Origin of the sequence: Vibrio sp. 99-8-1, assembly GCF_013114595.1 — a bacterium.
Lineage (GTDB): Bacteria > Pseudomonadota > Gammaproteobacteria > Enterobacterales > Vibrionaceae > Vibrio.
Genome location: NZ_VTXE01000009.1, coordinates 19806 through 34762, shown reverse-complemented (window position 1 = coordinate 34762; position 14957 = coordinate 19806). Strand labels below are relative to the sequence as shown.

Annotated in this window: 12 protein-coding genes; 4 read left to right on the top strand and 8 right to left on the bottom strand. The window is 39.5% G+C overall.

Annotated elements, in window-relative coordinates; translation table 11 throughout:
* Positions 1 to 3: 3 nt before the first annotated feature.
* From F0227_RS06395 to F0227_RS06385, 3 genes are all read right to left on the bottom strand, one after another.
* Complete coding sequence (locus F0227_RS06395) at positions 4 to 1233, bottom strand: dicarboxylate/amino acid:cation symporter (RefSeq protein ID WP_171752362.1); 1230 nt, start codon at positions 1231 to 1233, stop codon at positions 4 to 6.
* Between the two features lie 70 nt (positions 1234 to 1303).
* Positions 1304 to 1684 carry a Rid family detoxifying hydrolase gene (locus tag F0227_RS06390; RefSeq protein ID WP_171752361.1) on the bottom strand — a complete coding sequence of 127 codons (381 nt, stop codon included), beginning with the start codon at positions 1682 to 1684 and terminating at the stop codon, positions 1304 to 1306.
* 9 nt (positions 1685 to 1693) lie between these two features.
* On the bottom strand, positions 1694 to 2314 hold the full coding sequence (locus F0227_RS06385) for a PAS domain-containing protein (protein WP_171752360.1): 621 nt from the start codon (positions 2312 to 2314) through the stop codon (positions 1694 to 1696).
* 705 nt (positions 2315 to 3019) lie between these two features.
* On the opposite strand from F0227_RS06385, the gene F0227_RS06380 reads away from it, so the two are divergent.
* Both F0227_RS06380 and F0227_RS06375 read left to right on the top strand, forming a co-directional pair.
* Positions 3020 to 4282: a RidA family protein gene (locus F0227_RS06380; RefSeq protein WP_171752359.1), complete on the top strand. Its 1263-nt coding sequence runs from the start codon at positions 3020 to 3022 to the stop codon at positions 4280 to 4282.
* Positions 4283 to 4542: 260 nt separating this feature from the next.
* Positions 4543 to 5238: a hypothetical protein gene (locus tag F0227_RS06375; protein WP_171752358.1), complete on the top strand. Its 696-nt coding sequence runs from the start codon at positions 4543 to 4545 to the stop codon at positions 5236 to 5238.
* Between the two features lie 143 nt (positions 5239 to 5381).
* Here F0227_RS06375 and F0227_RS06370 read toward each other — a convergent pair whose 3' ends face one another.
* The 4 genes from F0227_RS06370 to F0227_RS06355 form a co-directional block, all read right to left on the bottom strand.
* Entirely contained in the window at positions 5382 to 8429 is a 3048-nt protein-coding gene (locus F0227_RS06370) for a tetrathionate reductase subunit A (RefSeq protein WP_253822053.1), read from the bottom strand.
* Between the two features lie 2 nt (positions 8430 to 8431).
* A complete protein-coding gene (locus F0227_RS06365) occupies positions 8432 to 9145 on the bottom strand; it encodes a 4Fe-4S dicluster domain-containing protein (RefSeq protein WP_171752356.1) in 714 nt (237 codons plus the stop codon).
* Positions 9146 to 9158: 13 nt separating this feature from the next.
* The gene (locus tag F0227_RS06360; protein WP_171752355.1) at positions 9159 to 9929 is read right to left on the bottom strand and encodes a formate dehydrogenase subunit gamma; all 771 of its coding nucleotides are present in this window, start codon (positions 9927 to 9929) and stop codon (positions 9159 to 9161) included.
* A gap of 370 nt (positions 9930 to 10299) precedes the next feature.
* Positions 10300 to 10872 carry a TetR/AcrR family transcriptional regulator gene (locus F0227_RS06355; protein WP_171752354.1) on the bottom strand — a complete coding sequence of 191 codons (573 nt, stop codon included), beginning with the start codon at positions 10870 to 10872 and terminating at the stop codon, positions 10300 to 10302.
* 83 nt (positions 10873 to 10955) lie between these two features.
* On the opposite strand from F0227_RS06355, the gene F0227_RS06350 reads away from it, so the two are divergent.
* Positions 10956 to 11108 (top strand): hypothetical protein, encoded by a 153-nt coding sequence (locus F0227_RS06350; protein ID WP_171752353.1) that lies wholly within the window; start codon positions 10956 to 10958, stop codon positions 11106 to 11108.
* On the opposite strand, the gene F0227_RS06345 is transcribed toward F0227_RS06350, so the two are convergent.
* Positions 11109 to 12656, bottom strand: coding sequence for an alanine/glycine:cation symporter family protein (locus tag F0227_RS06345; RefSeq protein ID WP_171752352.1), 1548 nt, complete (start codon positions 12654 to 12656; stop codon positions 11109 to 11111).
* A gap of 776 nt (positions 12657 to 13432) precedes the next feature.
* Here F0227_RS06345 and F0227_RS06340 point away from each other — a divergent pair.
* Complete coding sequence (locus F0227_RS06340) at positions 13433 to 14941, top strand: EAL domain-containing protein (RefSeq protein ID WP_171752351.1); 1509 nt, start codon at positions 13433 to 13435, stop codon at positions 14939 to 14941.
* The last annotated feature ends 16 nt before the right edge of the window (positions 14942 to 14957 follow it).

Genomic DNA, 14957 nt, shown 5'->3' with positions numbered 1-14957 from the left:
CCGTTATGCAATTTGAGTTTCAACAGAAACATCGTGTTGTTTATCTTTACTCATAAAACGCTCCACAATTTGAGTGGCGTTTAAGTCGTGGATGACATTGATGAGTGTTGCTGGTGCATCGGTAATTGTTCCAATAACCACTAGCATAGGGATGGTTTCTAAAGGTAGACCTAGGGTTGTAACTATGAAAATTTCACCTAAGAAAGCGCCGCCAGGTACCCCGCCGACAATAATTGCAGAAAGTACGGCGATGGCCATAGCCATAAAGAACACGTCAGGTGTAAAAGGCAGACCTAGAACAGAGTAAATAAACACGATTTTAAGCGCTGCAATCATTGCTACCCCACCTTTGTTTAAGTTAACAAGTAGCGGTAGGCAAATGTCTACAATATCTTCTCTGATGCCCATTTTCTTTGCGGCGCGAATGTTTACTGGCAGAGTTCCGAGGGATGAGCAAGTACCTAATGAGGTGATACTTGGCTCCACTGCATTGGTCCAAAACGCCTTCACCCCTTTTGAACCACCACCAATGTAAGAGTATATGGTGGAGCCTACAACGTAGTAGATTGCTGATGCAACAAAAAATAAGCCAATCGCTCGTGCAAATGTACCTAATAGTTCGGTATCTTGCTCTGCCATTGTTGCCGCGAAGAAAGCACCTAGACCAATAGGAGCAACGGTCATAATAATTGAAACGATTTTCATCACTACTTCGTTTGCACATTCTAGTAAATATGCAATGTGCTTTCCTTTCTCGCCTGATTGACCAATAGCAATACCTGCCAGAATACACATGACGATTAATGCTAAGATGTTTGATTTTGAAAGAAGGCCGGAGAAATCGTTAGTGGTAAACATACTAACAAAGTCCATATTACCGTTGCCACCAGAGAACTCTTGGCTTAGGTCAATTGTCACTCCTTGAGCAGGATCGTAAATGTTAGCAAGACCGATAATGCCTAGTGCAGGGATGATCGACATAGCAATTGAGACAATAAATATAATGGCTAATATTTTGCCCAGTTTCTTTAGATCACTCATGCCTGCAATGGATGACATTACACTAATACCCACTAGTGGGACGATGATCATAAATAGTAAGTTAAGAAAAATTTTACCTAGAGGCTTTAAATTTAATGCTACTTCTGGTGCAATAATTCCGAAAGTGCCACCTATAAATAATGCCATTAACAATATTATTGATGACTTATAAGGTTCGAGTTTTTTCCACATAATTATTTCCGTTATTTTAAGTTTAAATAAAAAGTTTGTTTATAGGGTTAAGATGTATTTATTTTATTGGTTAAATAGCTACAATCGCTTCTATTTCAACGAGTGCATTCATGGGTAATGCTTGAACTGAGAAGCAAGATCGTGCTGGTGTGTGTGAACCAAAAAAGGAGCTATATATTTCATTAACTTCTGAAAAGTCGGAAATATATTTAAGATAGATAACCGTTTTAGCGACAGATTCTTTTGATAAACCATTTTCATTTAAAATAGCTTGCAGGTTATTCAGAGACTGAATGGCTTGTTCTTTGGCTGTTTCTCCTTCAATTTTCATTGATATTGGGTCAAGTGGTAACTGGCCGGAAATGTAGCCTGTATTGCCGATTACGGCCATATGACAATAGCAGCCAACAGCTTTTGGTGCCGAATCTGCAAATACAACGTCAACTTTCATGTTGATTCCTTATTTTAAATATCGATATAAAGTTTGTTCGGAAATTCCAATCATTTTGGATATTTTTTGAACGTTACCTTTAATTGTAAATAATCCTGTTTCATCAATGTTCTTGACGAAATTTATTTTTTCATCGAGTAATAGTCTAGATAGGTTATTGATTTTCATGTTGTTCATGGTTTTCTGGATGATGTTGTTAGTGACATCTTCAACAGAGTTATGAAAGGTTTCATTTTTATATTGCTCAACGTTATTGTGTGGCAGGATTGCTTTGATTGAGCTTAGGGCATTTTCTATTTTGCTATCATCGATATTGATGCACAGCATGTAGGTAGGTTTCTCTCCTTTGGAGATAATGAGAGTCGATGAACGAAGCTTTACGCCACTTTGTACTCTGCCTACATAATTTAACGAGTATGGATCTTCGCTGCCATTTTGTATGTTTTTTATCTTCTTTAGAGCTAGATCGGTGGCAGGAGAGCCAACTTCTCTATTTGTGAGATGTCCATTTTCGATAATGACAACTGAATTTGATAAGTCGGTTAGATCATGAATAACAATTTCACAATGTGATCCCATCACGCCAGCTAGAAACTTGGCTAAAATGTTTAAATCGACTTCGATCTTCATAGGGTATCTTTCCTAGAATTTATTGAAGGATGATATTCCTTCGCCTGTCTGTTTATTAATAACTGAGTGTTGCTGGTGCTTAATGTTTCTGGTGATAAAACTACCTCATGATAATAAATATTTATATTGATAAATTATCCACATCATCATGAGGAAAATTCATCATTAATTATTTTTATGAACTTAATGATAAGTTGTTAAATTTACTGATAGGTATAAGTGAGCTGTTTGTGTTTTTTTGTTAATAAATTCATTCGAATTTTACTAATATGTTTTTTACTATAATGCGATCAAAATTAGTTACTGAATATATATGCAGAGAGATATCCCCATTTCTATCTGCAATAGCTTGTTGATGGAATTGATTTCTTGATTAATTGATAACTGGTTTTTGGATGATAAAGAAAACACCGTTCTTTTTGAGTGTTGCTACTAGGATAAAACCATGTATCGAATTTAGTGTATTTGAGCCAGTGATTAGTTTGACCAGTGGCTAAATTATTTCATAAATAATCATACCCACACCGATACTTGGTTCTAATCAACATGCTTTTTATGATTTATTTTAATGTTACCTGCCAAGCTGTTGCCGCTTAAATGTTAAAAATAATTCTGCTTTGTTAGGTGAACATTTTTAACTGGCCAAAGGCTAAGCGTAGATATACAGACATCATATAAATTCATATCAAACAGGAGATACTAGGTATGACTGGCGGTATCATTAAACTTTCAAGAAACACAACAAATGCACCTACAAGCTCTCTATCAACACAGACAGTTGCTTTCTCTCACTACAATAATATCTCAGCGCAGTTGCCGGTAGATCCTAAAACAAACGAGATAGTTGCGGGTGGGATAAAAGAGCAGGCTGATCAATGTTTGCGTAACATTAAAGCCATCGTAGAAAGTATTGATCATGTCATGGACGATGTTGTTAAAATCAATGTGTTTGCAAAAAACATTTCAGATATCGAGGCGATTAACGAAGTCTATTCAACCTTCTTCCAAGAATACCTCCCTACTCGAACTACTGTTGCTGTTGCTGCTTTACCTTTAACTGGTGCTTTGGTACAAATGGATGCGCTTATCTCTAATGGTGAAGGCACTGCACCACAAGATCCTTGCCCATTGGTAAAAGTAGCCAAAAATAGCGACAACGCACCAACAGGTTTATACACCCAAACCGTCGCTTTTTCTCACTACAACAACATCTCTGCTCAGCTACCTGTAGAGCCGAATTCAGACACCATTGTTGCTGGTGGAGTGAAAGAGCAAACTAAACAGTGTTTACGTAACATAAAGTCTATTTTGGAAAGTATTGATGTACCTTTTGACGATATCGTGAAGATTAATGTCTATCTTGATGATCTCTCTAATCTTGATGCTGTTAACGAAGTTTATAGCACCTTCTTCCCTGATTCAGCGATAGCGAGAACCGTTGCGTATGTTCCAGCAAGAACGATTATTGCTGCGGAGGCATTACCAATGGGGGCATCGGTTCAAATAGATGCCGTTGTGTCGCATGGTGATGGTACTCCACCGCAAGAAATTGAAGATAGACACGGTATCGTAATCAAAGCTAATAATACCGATAAAGCGCCTTTAAATGCCTTACATACTCAAACCGTCGCTTTCTCTCATTACAACCATATTGCGGGACAGTTACCTATTGATGCAGAAAGTAATCAAGTGGTTTCAACTGCAATAAATGAGCAAGCAAGACAGTGTTTAAGCAATATCAAAGCGATAGTAGAAAGTATCGGCCATGTAATGGACGATATCGTAAAAGTAAATATTCAGCTTAAAAACATTGATGACCTTGAGGCCGTTAATGATGTTTATGCCTCTTTCTTTGAAGGTGAACTTCCTGCAAGAACGGTAGTTGGAGTGTCGGCGATTGCTATGGATGCGTTAGTACAAATTGATGCTGTAGTTTCAAACGGTGAAGGTACACCACCAGACGCATAAGTTTTGCTAAATTAACAAGATTGGGATTGTTGAGATCGAATTTAGATCTGGTTATCCCATGACGATGTTGATACTAATAGCCACTCAAAACTTTGTTTTGAGTGGCTTAAATCGTTTTTACACAATAGGAATGTACAAAGAAAGTTAAATTATCTTAAGCTGAGATTTAATGACTTATGTACTATTATCTGATGCCATTATCTGGTTTAGGCGAAATTTAGATCAGTATCGATGTATGCTAAAAGAATGAGGGATTAAAAATGAGATTGAATACGGTTTTACTGCTGACTTGTTCTATCTTCATGTGGGGCTGCCAAACCTCTCCAAGTATAGTGGGTGAAGAGACGGCTTCATATATAGAAGCAGATGTCGCTCAGCTTGTTGATAGGGTAATCTTAGCTCCTGAAGGTTTATCGCTTGAGAAGGATAATATTCAGTATCTATATGGACAAGCCGACCTCAATGGTGATGGCAGCAAAGAGCTGTTGGTGTTACTAGATAGTTCCTGGTTTTGTGGCAGTGGCGGATGTACCGCTTACCTGTTAAGTGCGCAAGGAAATGTGCTGTCAAGAATGACGGTAGTGCGCACTCCAATACTGGTCGACAACAAAGTAACTAATGATTGGAAAGATCTTATCGTTTGGAGTAATGGCTCCTATAGACGTATGCAGTTCAATGGTACTCACTATCCGAGCAACCCCTCTATCGAACCTAAGTTAAGCCGAGATTCTCAGTGGAAAAATGCAGAAAAAAAAGTCAAAGAAACTGAGCTGTATCAACAGGACGGTTATGACTTAGCTAAAGTTGAACAGAGTGATATTTTGGCCCCAGCTTCTGAGTATCGATTCAGTTTTAAGCATTATGGTGATCCTATGTTCCACTACTATGCAGTGGTCAACATGTTGGACGACACGGTGAATATTATTACCGAAGAGAAGAGTGACAACACGTTATAGCTCAATGGTGAATGAAATATTAATGTTCACTTTATTAGTGCAGTGTTAATGGTACGGCCATTAAGCATGTTGGAGTGCGGTGATAAAAGTTAACAATAAAAAAGGTCACTGACTCAGTGACCTTAAATCAACAACATTAGTGGTTACACCTTTTCGATTTTTACAGGTGTACCATGACGAGCAGTGGAACCAAATGTAGAGTCTCGATACAAACTTGCCCCCTTTCTTGTTGGGTCAACAGCATTAAACTCATTCACCGCCATTCCACCTCTTCGTTGTGATATAGCAGACAAAGTCTTCCCATCAATCGTGATATCGCTGGCACCAAATGCGGTATGACCAAAACCAAGTGGCACCACAATGGCTCCCTCCGCTACGGTTTTGTCTGCTTGAACCACGCCTTGTATATATTTACCTTTTGGTGACGTCACTCTTGCTATGTCGCCGCTTTTCAATCCGTACTTTTGAGCATCTTTTTCATGCATTTGGATATAATTTTCAGCACCTAAAGCCGTAATACTTTTTAGGTTTACCGAGTAGGGGCTGCGAAGTTGATGCTTAAACGTTGAAAAGTAGAATGGATACTCTTCTTCACTCCAAAGATCGCGAATAGCAGTACCATCCCAGAAGCGTTGTTTATCGAACACGGGTAATCCATCTAAATATTCGCCTGAATGGAAGTTGGTTACATGTGCTAAGCCTTCGTTGTATACCTGAAATTGAGCATCCCAACGCATCATTTCATTAAAGAACTCTCCTTCATAGCGACTTTCAACAGAGTAATGTCGGCCACCTCGTGTAAAGAGGAACATGGTTGGCCCAATTTCCTCGCTCTTTAGCCGCGACTTTAAAAGCGGGTAGATACGGTCGACACTGGTAAAGCTGACATCTTCTTCTGTTGGTGTTGGTAGTGCACCATCGCTGTGGGCTAAGTTCGCTAGCACAGGAATGTAATAGTCTTCTGGGGTATGTAATGACTGTTTCTCTCCTTGAGCATCTTTAAACGCGTTTTCACCAAAGCCATTAAGTTCGACCTGTTTAGCGATATCAATTAAAAATTGCTCCATGCAAACTCGGTTACCTTCAGCATTTAACGGGGTTCTTGGTGTGATGATAGGAAAAGAGACCACATCACCCATTAGTTCGCTTCCCCACTGGCGGGAGGCTCCCCACTGCTCGTATTGAGCCAAGTCAGGTACAAAGTAGTCTGCGTAAATATTGGTTTCATTAAAATAAGGATCAGAGGCGATAATCAGTCCTAACTGTTTAGGATCTTTTATGGACTCTTCTACTTGATCTTTTAATCCAGAGCAGGCGTAAAGAGGGTTATTTGCCCAAGCAATCCATGCTTTGAACTGAAATGGATTGGCATTAGCATGAGCGAGCAGTAGCTCTCCGGCATTGTCCTGAATAAAGGTTTCGTTCCATGGCATATCGGATGGAAATGGATTTTTGCCTTGCTTAACTTTTTCTTTGTATTCATGACTTTGGCGATAATCACCAGAGCGCTCTGCATTAAAACCGTCTATATGGGCATGTTCAAACGCCATTAAATCGTAAAGTGGGGAGGTATTTTCGTAACCCATGCTACCGGTATGAAGCATTCCCCCTTTCGCATTGTGGGCACCAACTAAGGTTGCCAGCATTATCATGGCGAAAGCAAACTGTCCGCCATCACTGGCGTTGCACCCTGTATTGGTTTCAATGGAGACACGTCGGCCATGAGCACTGAACTCATTGGCCAATTGGATAATTTTATCCACGGGTATTTGACACTCTTGTGAATAGTCATCTAAAGAGTGCTCATTGACTCGTTGTGTTAATAGAGAAAAAGCCGTTGCAACGTCGATCTTTTTACCATCTTTGTCGATAACTTGGCCTTTAAAGTTAATATCGCAAGCGCCATCATGGTTCGAGGTGAGTAACGTCTGACTGCTCTCATCAATGACCATTTTTGTCTCACTATCTCCAACACCACAGCTTTCAGCCGTAAGAAACTTTCGATAGAGCGGATGCTTGCTGTCTGTAACGACCAGATAAGGGGCATTGGTGTAGTTAATTTCACCAGACTTCTCTGCGCCTTGTTGGCTGCACGACGATAAATAGCGTTTGTTGTATCGTTTACTGTTGATGATGTGCTGCATCATTGCATGCATCAATGCGGTATCACCGCTTGGACGAATTGGAATCCATTCTCCCTGTTCTGGGGTGGATGAGCTGGTTAATGAACGTAAAATCGGATCAATGACCACATAGCTAAAATTTGGATTTTCAGTTCTAGCATCGGCTAAGCGTCTGGACGCAGAGTTGAGACTAATTCCGCTTAGTCCCGGATTTGTGCCGATAAAGATAGCAAACTCACAATGTTCGAAATCCGTTGTTGGCAGAGCGCCGCTATTGGCGCCGTCTTCAACACCAAGCGCACATCCAGCAACTTGTTGGTGGCCGCAATATGAATCTTTATTTCCTACATTGGGTGTGCCCCAAGCGGCTTCAGAGAAGCGTTTGTAAAAATTCCATCGGGCAGGATCTTCTGAACAGCCCGTCATTAATAACTGATTTTTGCTTGGACCGAAATCAGGGTAGGCTGAGTTCGCAAGATTTTCGTTGCGGTAAATGTCCGCTAAACCTTCTACATTGCCCTCACCAAATAGGTCTCCGCCATTAACGACTTCATCTATTAATTGTTCGTAAGGGATCGATTTCCACTGATTGTCACCACGTTTACCAACACGCTTTAAGCATTGGGTTACTCGACGAGAATCGGTGACCGCATCGGGAACCGCATTCCCTCTACCGCAAAGCGTTGATCGGTTCTGGTTGCCATTTTCAGCCATAAGTTGTGACATGGCTTGTTGTGGTGGCACCTCCATTGGGGTTGGGTTGCCAGCTTGAGTAGATAGGGCATAAGGATTTCCACATACCCGTATAATTTCATCTGTCTCGTTATCAATACGGATGCGTGCACCACACACGTTGTAACAGCCAAAACATTTAGTAAATGCAAAACGTTGCTTGGGGTTATTAACCAGCCTGTTGTCTGGCCCGATAAGAAACTCTGGTTCAGCACTTAATGGGGCATATCGACTGATGTTGTGATCGTTGCTGTTAGTAGATGCAGAAACAGCAGAGCTTACTCCGCCAGATATGGTCGCTGCTACACCCGATTTTAAAAATTGTCTACGGTCCATAATTAACGCTGCCATGTTAGTGCTGAATTAAGGTTATAAGGGAGGTCACTCTGCTGTTGGGTTAAACCAATATAAAAAACATTGGGTTGCGTATTCTTGTCTGACTGCAATACCAAGGCTTCATGTTCTGTCAGTAATTTCGATATGTCGCTACTTGCATCATTTAAATCGCCAAAAGTGCGTGCGCCACCGGTGCATGTTTCAACACATGCAGGCAAAAAGCCTTTCGAGGTACGTTGAATACAAAAGTTACACTTATCAACGGTATCGGTTTTACTGTTGGTAAATCGAACCCCTTCATAAGGGCAGGTATAAACACAGAAACTGCAATTGATACAACCAGTGGAGTCAACAACGACAATGCCATCTTCTTCACGCTTAAAGGTTGCCCCTGTCGGGCATACTTTTGTGCATACTGGGTTTTCACATTGATTGCACAGTAGAGGAATATTTAAAGTATATTCCTTACCATTAATCGCCGTGCTGCTTTGCAATACTTGGGTTCTATTCTCATCAGGTTCTGTACCATTCTCTCGACCACATGCCGTCACACAAGCTTTGCAGCCATTGCAGCGGCGAAGGTCTATAACCATAGCCAATCGTTTTTTCTCTTTTTTGGATTTGTCTGCCATTACCGATGCTAATACAGTAGATGCAGATACCAGTGATACTGTGGTTCCGCCAGCTAGGAGCTGAATCGCTTTACGTCTATCCATCTGATATTCGCCCTTATTTATCGTTGTTTAGTGTTTTGTACCAGCGGTTATGGTGCTGTTTTGCCCAGTTTTTATCGCACTTTCCAGAAAGCATATTGCTTAAGCCACCTTCAGAAATTATGGTTGCCATAAAAATATGAACAACGGCAAAAGCGCCAATGACTATGGCGGAAAGAATGTGTACAGAAATAACAAAAGGAGCATTATTAAAAGAGGGGGATAACTCAGGAAAAAATAACATTACTCCCGTAAAAGAAAGTAGAACGACATTAATGGCAAATACCCAAAACCAAAGTTTCTCGCCACCATTTGCAAATCCAGCATCAGGATGTTGTTTGGTGCCAAAATTAATGTAACCACCTGCCTTTTTAAACCAATCTATATCGTATGATTTAAATGTTTGGTTTTTCCACCATAAAGCAATCATTAATAAGGCACCAATGATAAATGGAAAGGCTGCTATTTCATGAAGTGTAGATGCGATGTGAACAGCACTACTCCAACTGTCACTTCCTGGTGAAAATATTACCTTTGAAGAGCCAATGAAAATACCGCTTAAGATTAGAGTGATACATGGTATCGCTCCTAGCCAGTGTATGATGACACTCTTTATAGACCAACGTTGTATCTCAATGCCACTAAAGCCGTCATCTAGTTTTGAGCTACCATTGATTAGTACAAATAGCCCCATAACTATTGCTACTAATACGACACTGGCAATTAACAACCATGGTAAGAGGGTATGGCTAGATAATATATCTAACCATAAAGAGGATTGATTCATATTAAACCTTCACTACTTTTAAATATGTCAAATTAAAACTTGATAGAAATATTAATTCCCATAAGTTACTAGTGGTAACATGTATTTCGTCAAAGGTTACCACTAGTAACTTTAGCATTTTGTGAAGTGAGCAATGTTTTGAAAATATGACTTGCGAGTCTCTGTATTGACTATTTTATAATGAGGTATTCTTTGATTTTAATCATGATTGAAACTTTTACTTTAGATCATTTGTGCGATCTAAGAGTGCATGAGTAAATCATTAGACATGAGCAATAAATAGTAGCGAAATAAGACAGGAATGAGGTTAATAGTAGTCTATTGAGCAAGGCGCTCAATTCCGTATCTTGGGGGAGGCTGGCTATAGATATTAGCGCTGAATGATCTGTATAACTTGTTGTTCTAAATAAGGTAGTGCTAGATCACGCGGTATTTGTTGAGAGACGACGGCTGCTCCGATGGATTCGATGATACCGTAAACTGCGATTAGCTTAAGCCGGTTTTGATTACTGCTGCCAGTGACTGGAAGCTGGAAAATGTCAGAATACGCATTAACAAAGAAATCTTGAATCTCTTTAGATAGTTCTGAATTATGAGGGTAACCTTTTAATGCCGCTACTGTTAGATCATAGATCTCCGCATTGATGAGCATGCAATCAAGATAGGAGTTACATAATAAAGAGACCACCTCAGTTAATGATTGCTTACCGGACTCTCTAGCCAATTGAATGGACTCAATTAAGCGGTTATCAATATTTTGATAGATCTGTTTAAGAAGGTTCTCTTTGGTTTTAAAATGATTGTAAGCTACAGGTTTAGTGACCCCTGCTTCTTCTGCCACCATAGCTAAAGTGAGTGCGTCTGCTCCTTTGTTCTTTATTATTGAAACAGCAACAGAGAGTAGCTGTTCTCTTCTATCATTTTTCAGCATGCGTTTTGACATAGTTCTCTCTGAGGTAATCACAGTTATTGTGACGTTTTACTCATCACATTGACGTTAATCCGGCCGATCAACCACTTAGTGCTATGAGTATACTTTTGCTCTCTTTATCTGACCAGATAATTAGTCAACTTGATGAGTTTCTATTCGGCTCAACAGACCCTAGTTTAAATATAGAGGAAAACAAAAAAGGGCTAGCCATTGTGGCTAACCCTAGTTGGATACGTTTTAAAGATTAGTTAAGTCGACGGTTGCTCCACCGCTGTTGTTTCATCTTTATCCGCTGTCGGTGTTTTGCCCGTTTTACGTTTGTATTTTTCTTCCCAGTAATCAGCACCTTTAATGCCTAGTTTAATGGGGTTGAAAGTAAAGTCAGTCACACCTTGCTTTTGTTGTTCTTCGTAATCTTTAAGAGCTTTAATCGCTGGCTTAGACATAAAGAAGATAATGATGATACCTGTAATGTTCAACCAAGCCATCAAACCTACACCCACATCACCCATTGCCCAAGCAAGGTTAGCCGTCTTAACGGTGCCATAAAATACCGCTGTCATAAGGACTAACTTGAGTATAAACATGAGACCGTTAACTTTAAATGTACGGCGAATGTAGGCAATGTTTGTTTCTGCAATATAGTAGTAAGCCAGAATGGTAGTAAACGCAAAGAAGAATAGCGCAACAGCGATAAACGGTTTACCAATGCCCGGTAGCGCGCTCTCAATTGCAAGCTGAGTAAATACTGGACCATTTGCGCCAATATCTGCTGATAAGTTCTGAACTAAGAATGCACCTTCGGCACCACCGTGTACATTGTATGCACCAGTAATTAAGATCATGAAGGCGGTTGCAGAACAAACGAGTAGCGTATCAATATAAATTGAGAATGACTGTACTAGACCTTGCTGTGCAGGGTGATCAACACTTGCTGCAGCGGCAGCGTGTGGGCCTGTACCTTGACCTGCTTCATTAGAGTAAACACCACGCTTAACACCCCAACCGATTGCTGCACCAAAACCCGCCATTGGAGTAAATGCATCAGATAGGATCATGGAGAAGATACGTGGTACTTCACCAATGTTAAGTAAGATAATAACGAAAGCTGTGATGATATAGGCAAGAGCCATAAATGGCACAACAATCTGAGTGAAGTTAGCAATACGCTTAACACCACCAAAAATGATAAAGCCAAGAATAATGGAAACAACTGTACCAGTGAAAATTTTAGCGAAACTGAATGTACCGATGGCTGTTTCTATCATTGCGCCCGAACCAAATGCAGCCTCAACAGCATTACCGATACTGTTTGACTGAACACCCGGAAGAAGGATACCGCAAGCGAAAATAGTGGAGATAGCAAAGATCCATGCGTACCACTTCTGTCCCATCGCTTTTTCAATATAGTAAGCAGGGCCACCGCGGAATTCGCCTTCATCTTCTTCTTTATATATTTGTGCCAGTGTAGATTCTGCATATGCTGTTGCGGCACCAAAGAAGGCGACCACCCACATCCAAAATACTGCGCCAGGACCACCAAACCCAATCGCGGCTGCTACACCAGCGATGTTACCCGTACCTACACGGCCTGATAATGAAACGGCTAATGCTTGGAATGAGGAGATCCCTTTTGCGGAACTTTTTCCTGAAAGTAGCAAGCGCCACATTTCAAAGAAATGACGAACTTGGACAAAACGAGTAAGAATCGAGTAGAACAGACCAGCGCCAAGGCACAAATAGATAAGTACCGGGCTCCAGATAATCCCATTCAAAAAATCAACTATAGACTGCATGTAATTTTCCCTGTTTGTATGAATGTAATGATTACTTTGTAGGCGGCATGTTATCTGGTTTGTAATGCAAATGTTAATTAAAAGTATCATTTAGATCGGCATTGCGTGACTCTGTACACAAAATATCAAATAGGAAGAGGATATTAGAACAGATGGTGGTCGTTGATATTGTTAATAGCGAATTAGTTAGGTATAGCGATTGATATTAGTGATTACTAAAGTAGCAGGTGGCGTTACTTTTATGGAGTTCACTCTATCTTACTGTTTGAATGCACAATTGGCTGATAATTAACTTGTTGTAAGTTATATTGTTTTTTAACTAAATTTATATTTAGATGAAAATATCTGTTTGAAGCTCTCTTTTAGAATTCGCTAGTATGATGTTCTGTATTAATCTACTTAATTGAACAATAGCTCGAATAATCATGCAGTTTTTTGGCTGTTTTTTGCAAAGCTGGTGGTTGCGTATGGCTTAGCATAAAGTTAAGGATATGTAGTTATTATTGTTTGTAAATTTGAGATCTATCAAATAGTTAAATGTAACTTACTTCAGGGGGTTGCCTTACAGAGCCTTTAATAATAGGTTGTTTTTAGAATAATTATATTTAAATAAATGATCGTGATTAGTTTGTTATTCTAGCAATTTTGACTGCTGGTTAATAAGAAGCGATTTAAGGTCATATGTATTGGTATGTGTCAGTGATTGCTTATAATAATATGTGCAATGTCTAGGTGTTAATTTGTTTAAAACAAATATTGTTAGCTATAGAAGTAAGGTGATAGTTCAGATCGCGTTGATCTTTATTCTTGTCATGCTGATGGCGTGGTTAGGTGCATTATTTTCGGCAAAACGTCATGCGGAAGTTGGTGCAAAGAAAGCGCTGGAGAATATAGAGTCACACTTTGATGCTGTCATTGATGAATTGTCTCCTTTACTGTTGCCATCAGAACAGAGAGTTTATTGTTCGAATGTTCTGACTGAGTTAAGGCAGTATGTTTTTCGTTCAGATACCCTAAAAGAAATTGGACTTTTTGACGATCGCGGAAACGTATATTGCAATAGCAATAGAGGGGTCGTTTCTTTTTATTTGTACCAAACAATTTTGGATAGATTGCAGCTCGATAACGTAACTCTTTCCTATACCAAAACCAAATTAAGTCAGCAAAAAAGTGTTGTATTGCTGTTTACTGGCGCTTCAGGAAATGGCATTAGTGTAGTTATCCCTCCTCGTTATATTCTTAGAATAGTTGAATCGACCTTAAATCAACCATCATTGAATTATAACGTTAGTATTATTTCTCGACATTTAGTAGAAGAGAATCAACAGAAGTGGTTACAGAGTTACCGCTTTCGATCGGAGAGATACCCTTTAGAAGTCGTTGCAAATACTAGCTTAGATTATTATATCCATTATTTTTTAAGCTTAGCTTGGATCGGTATTGTAGTCGCAAGTGTCTTGTCGGTTATCTTACTCTACCGAAGACAAGATAAGTTCACACAGAATAGTTTAGAAGCTTCATTGCAAGAGGCGATAAAAAACGACTATTTTGATATTCATTATCAACCTATTACTAACGTTCTTGATCAGCAAACGATAGGCTGTGAGGCGTTGTTGCGTTGGAATGATCCTGTACAAGGTACAATTGCGCCCAATATATTCATTCCATTGGCGGAAAAGGTAGGATTAATCGAACAGCTTAGTAATCTGGTTATCGCTAAAACCTGCTCGTTTATTGATAAAAATCACGCCTTATTCAGCGATAAATATATTAGTGTCAATATTAGTCGCTCGGTCATTTTGAAACACTCATTTATGCAAAAATTGCTGGTGTTTTTAGAACGGGTTCCGCATTTAACTCCGCATCTTGTTTTTGAAATCACAGAAGATAATAATTTTTCTACTCAAGAATTGGTGGTGTTGAAACAGCATCTCGATGCCATATCGAGCCATGGAATTAAAATTGCTGTTGATGATTTTGGAACGGGTTATTCAGGGTTAGATTTTATCCGTCAATACCCATTTCAGTTTGTCAAAATAGATCGGGTATTTATTAAGAGTTTATATAACGATTCAAATGTCATTCCTCTGTTGGAATCAATGTTAATAATTGCTAATAATCTTAATATGAAGGTTATTGTTGAAGGTGTAGAAGAGCAATATCAACTGCAAATTCTACAAAGAATCGGTTTTACTTATATTCAAGGCTTTTACTTTGCCAAACCATTACCTGACGCCGAGCTCTTGAGTTACCTTAGTGAGAAGCCACAAGGCAATGAGTTTTAGCTATGAAAAACGGAAA

What these genes read in the sequence shown, in the direction of transcription:
- F0227_RS06395 (WP_171752362.1), bottom strand. Translation starts at nt 1,233, where the DNA reads ATGTGGAAAAAACTCGAACCTTATAAGTCATCAATAATATTGTTAATG.
- F0227_RS06390 (WP_171752361.1), bottom strand. Translation starts at nt 1,684, where the DNA reads ATGAAAGTTGACGTTGTATTTGCAGATTCGGCACCAAAAGCTGTTGGC.
- F0227_RS06385 (WP_171752360.1), bottom strand. Translation starts at nt 2,314, where the DNA reads ATGAAGATCGAAGTCGATTTAAACATTTTAGCCAAGTTTCTAGCTGGC.
- F0227_RS06380 (WP_171752359.1), top strand. Translation starts at nt 3,020, where the DNA reads ATGACTGGCGGTATCATTAAACTTTCAAGAAACACAACAAATGCACCT.
- F0227_RS06375 (WP_171752358.1), top strand. Translation starts at nt 4,543, where the DNA reads ATGAGATTGAATACGGTTTTACTGCTGACTTGTTCTATCTTCATGTGG.
- F0227_RS06370 (WP_253822053.1), bottom strand. Translation starts at nt 8,429, where the DNA reads ATGGACCGTAGACAATTTTTAAAATCGGGTGTAGCAGCGACCATATCT.
- F0227_RS06365 (WP_171752356.1), bottom strand. Translation starts at nt 9,145, where the DNA reads ATGGATAGACGTAAAGCGATTCAGCTCCTAGCTGGCGGAACCACAGTA.
- F0227_RS06360 (WP_171752355.1), bottom strand. Translation starts at nt 9,929, where the DNA reads ATGAATCAATCCTCTTTATGGTTAGATATATTATCTAGCCATACCCTC.
- F0227_RS06355 (WP_171752354.1), bottom strand. Translation starts at nt 10,872, where the DNA reads ATGTCAAAACGCATGCTGAAAAATGATAGAAGAGAACAGCTACTCTCT.
- F0227_RS06350 (WP_171752353.1), top strand. Translation starts at nt 10,956, where the DNA reads ATGAGTATACTTTTGCTCTCTTTATCTGACCAGATAATTAGTCAACTT.
- F0227_RS06345 (WP_171752352.1), bottom strand. Translation starts at nt 12,656, where the DNA reads ATGCAGTCTATAGTTGATTTTTTGAATGGGATTATCTGGAGCCCGGTA.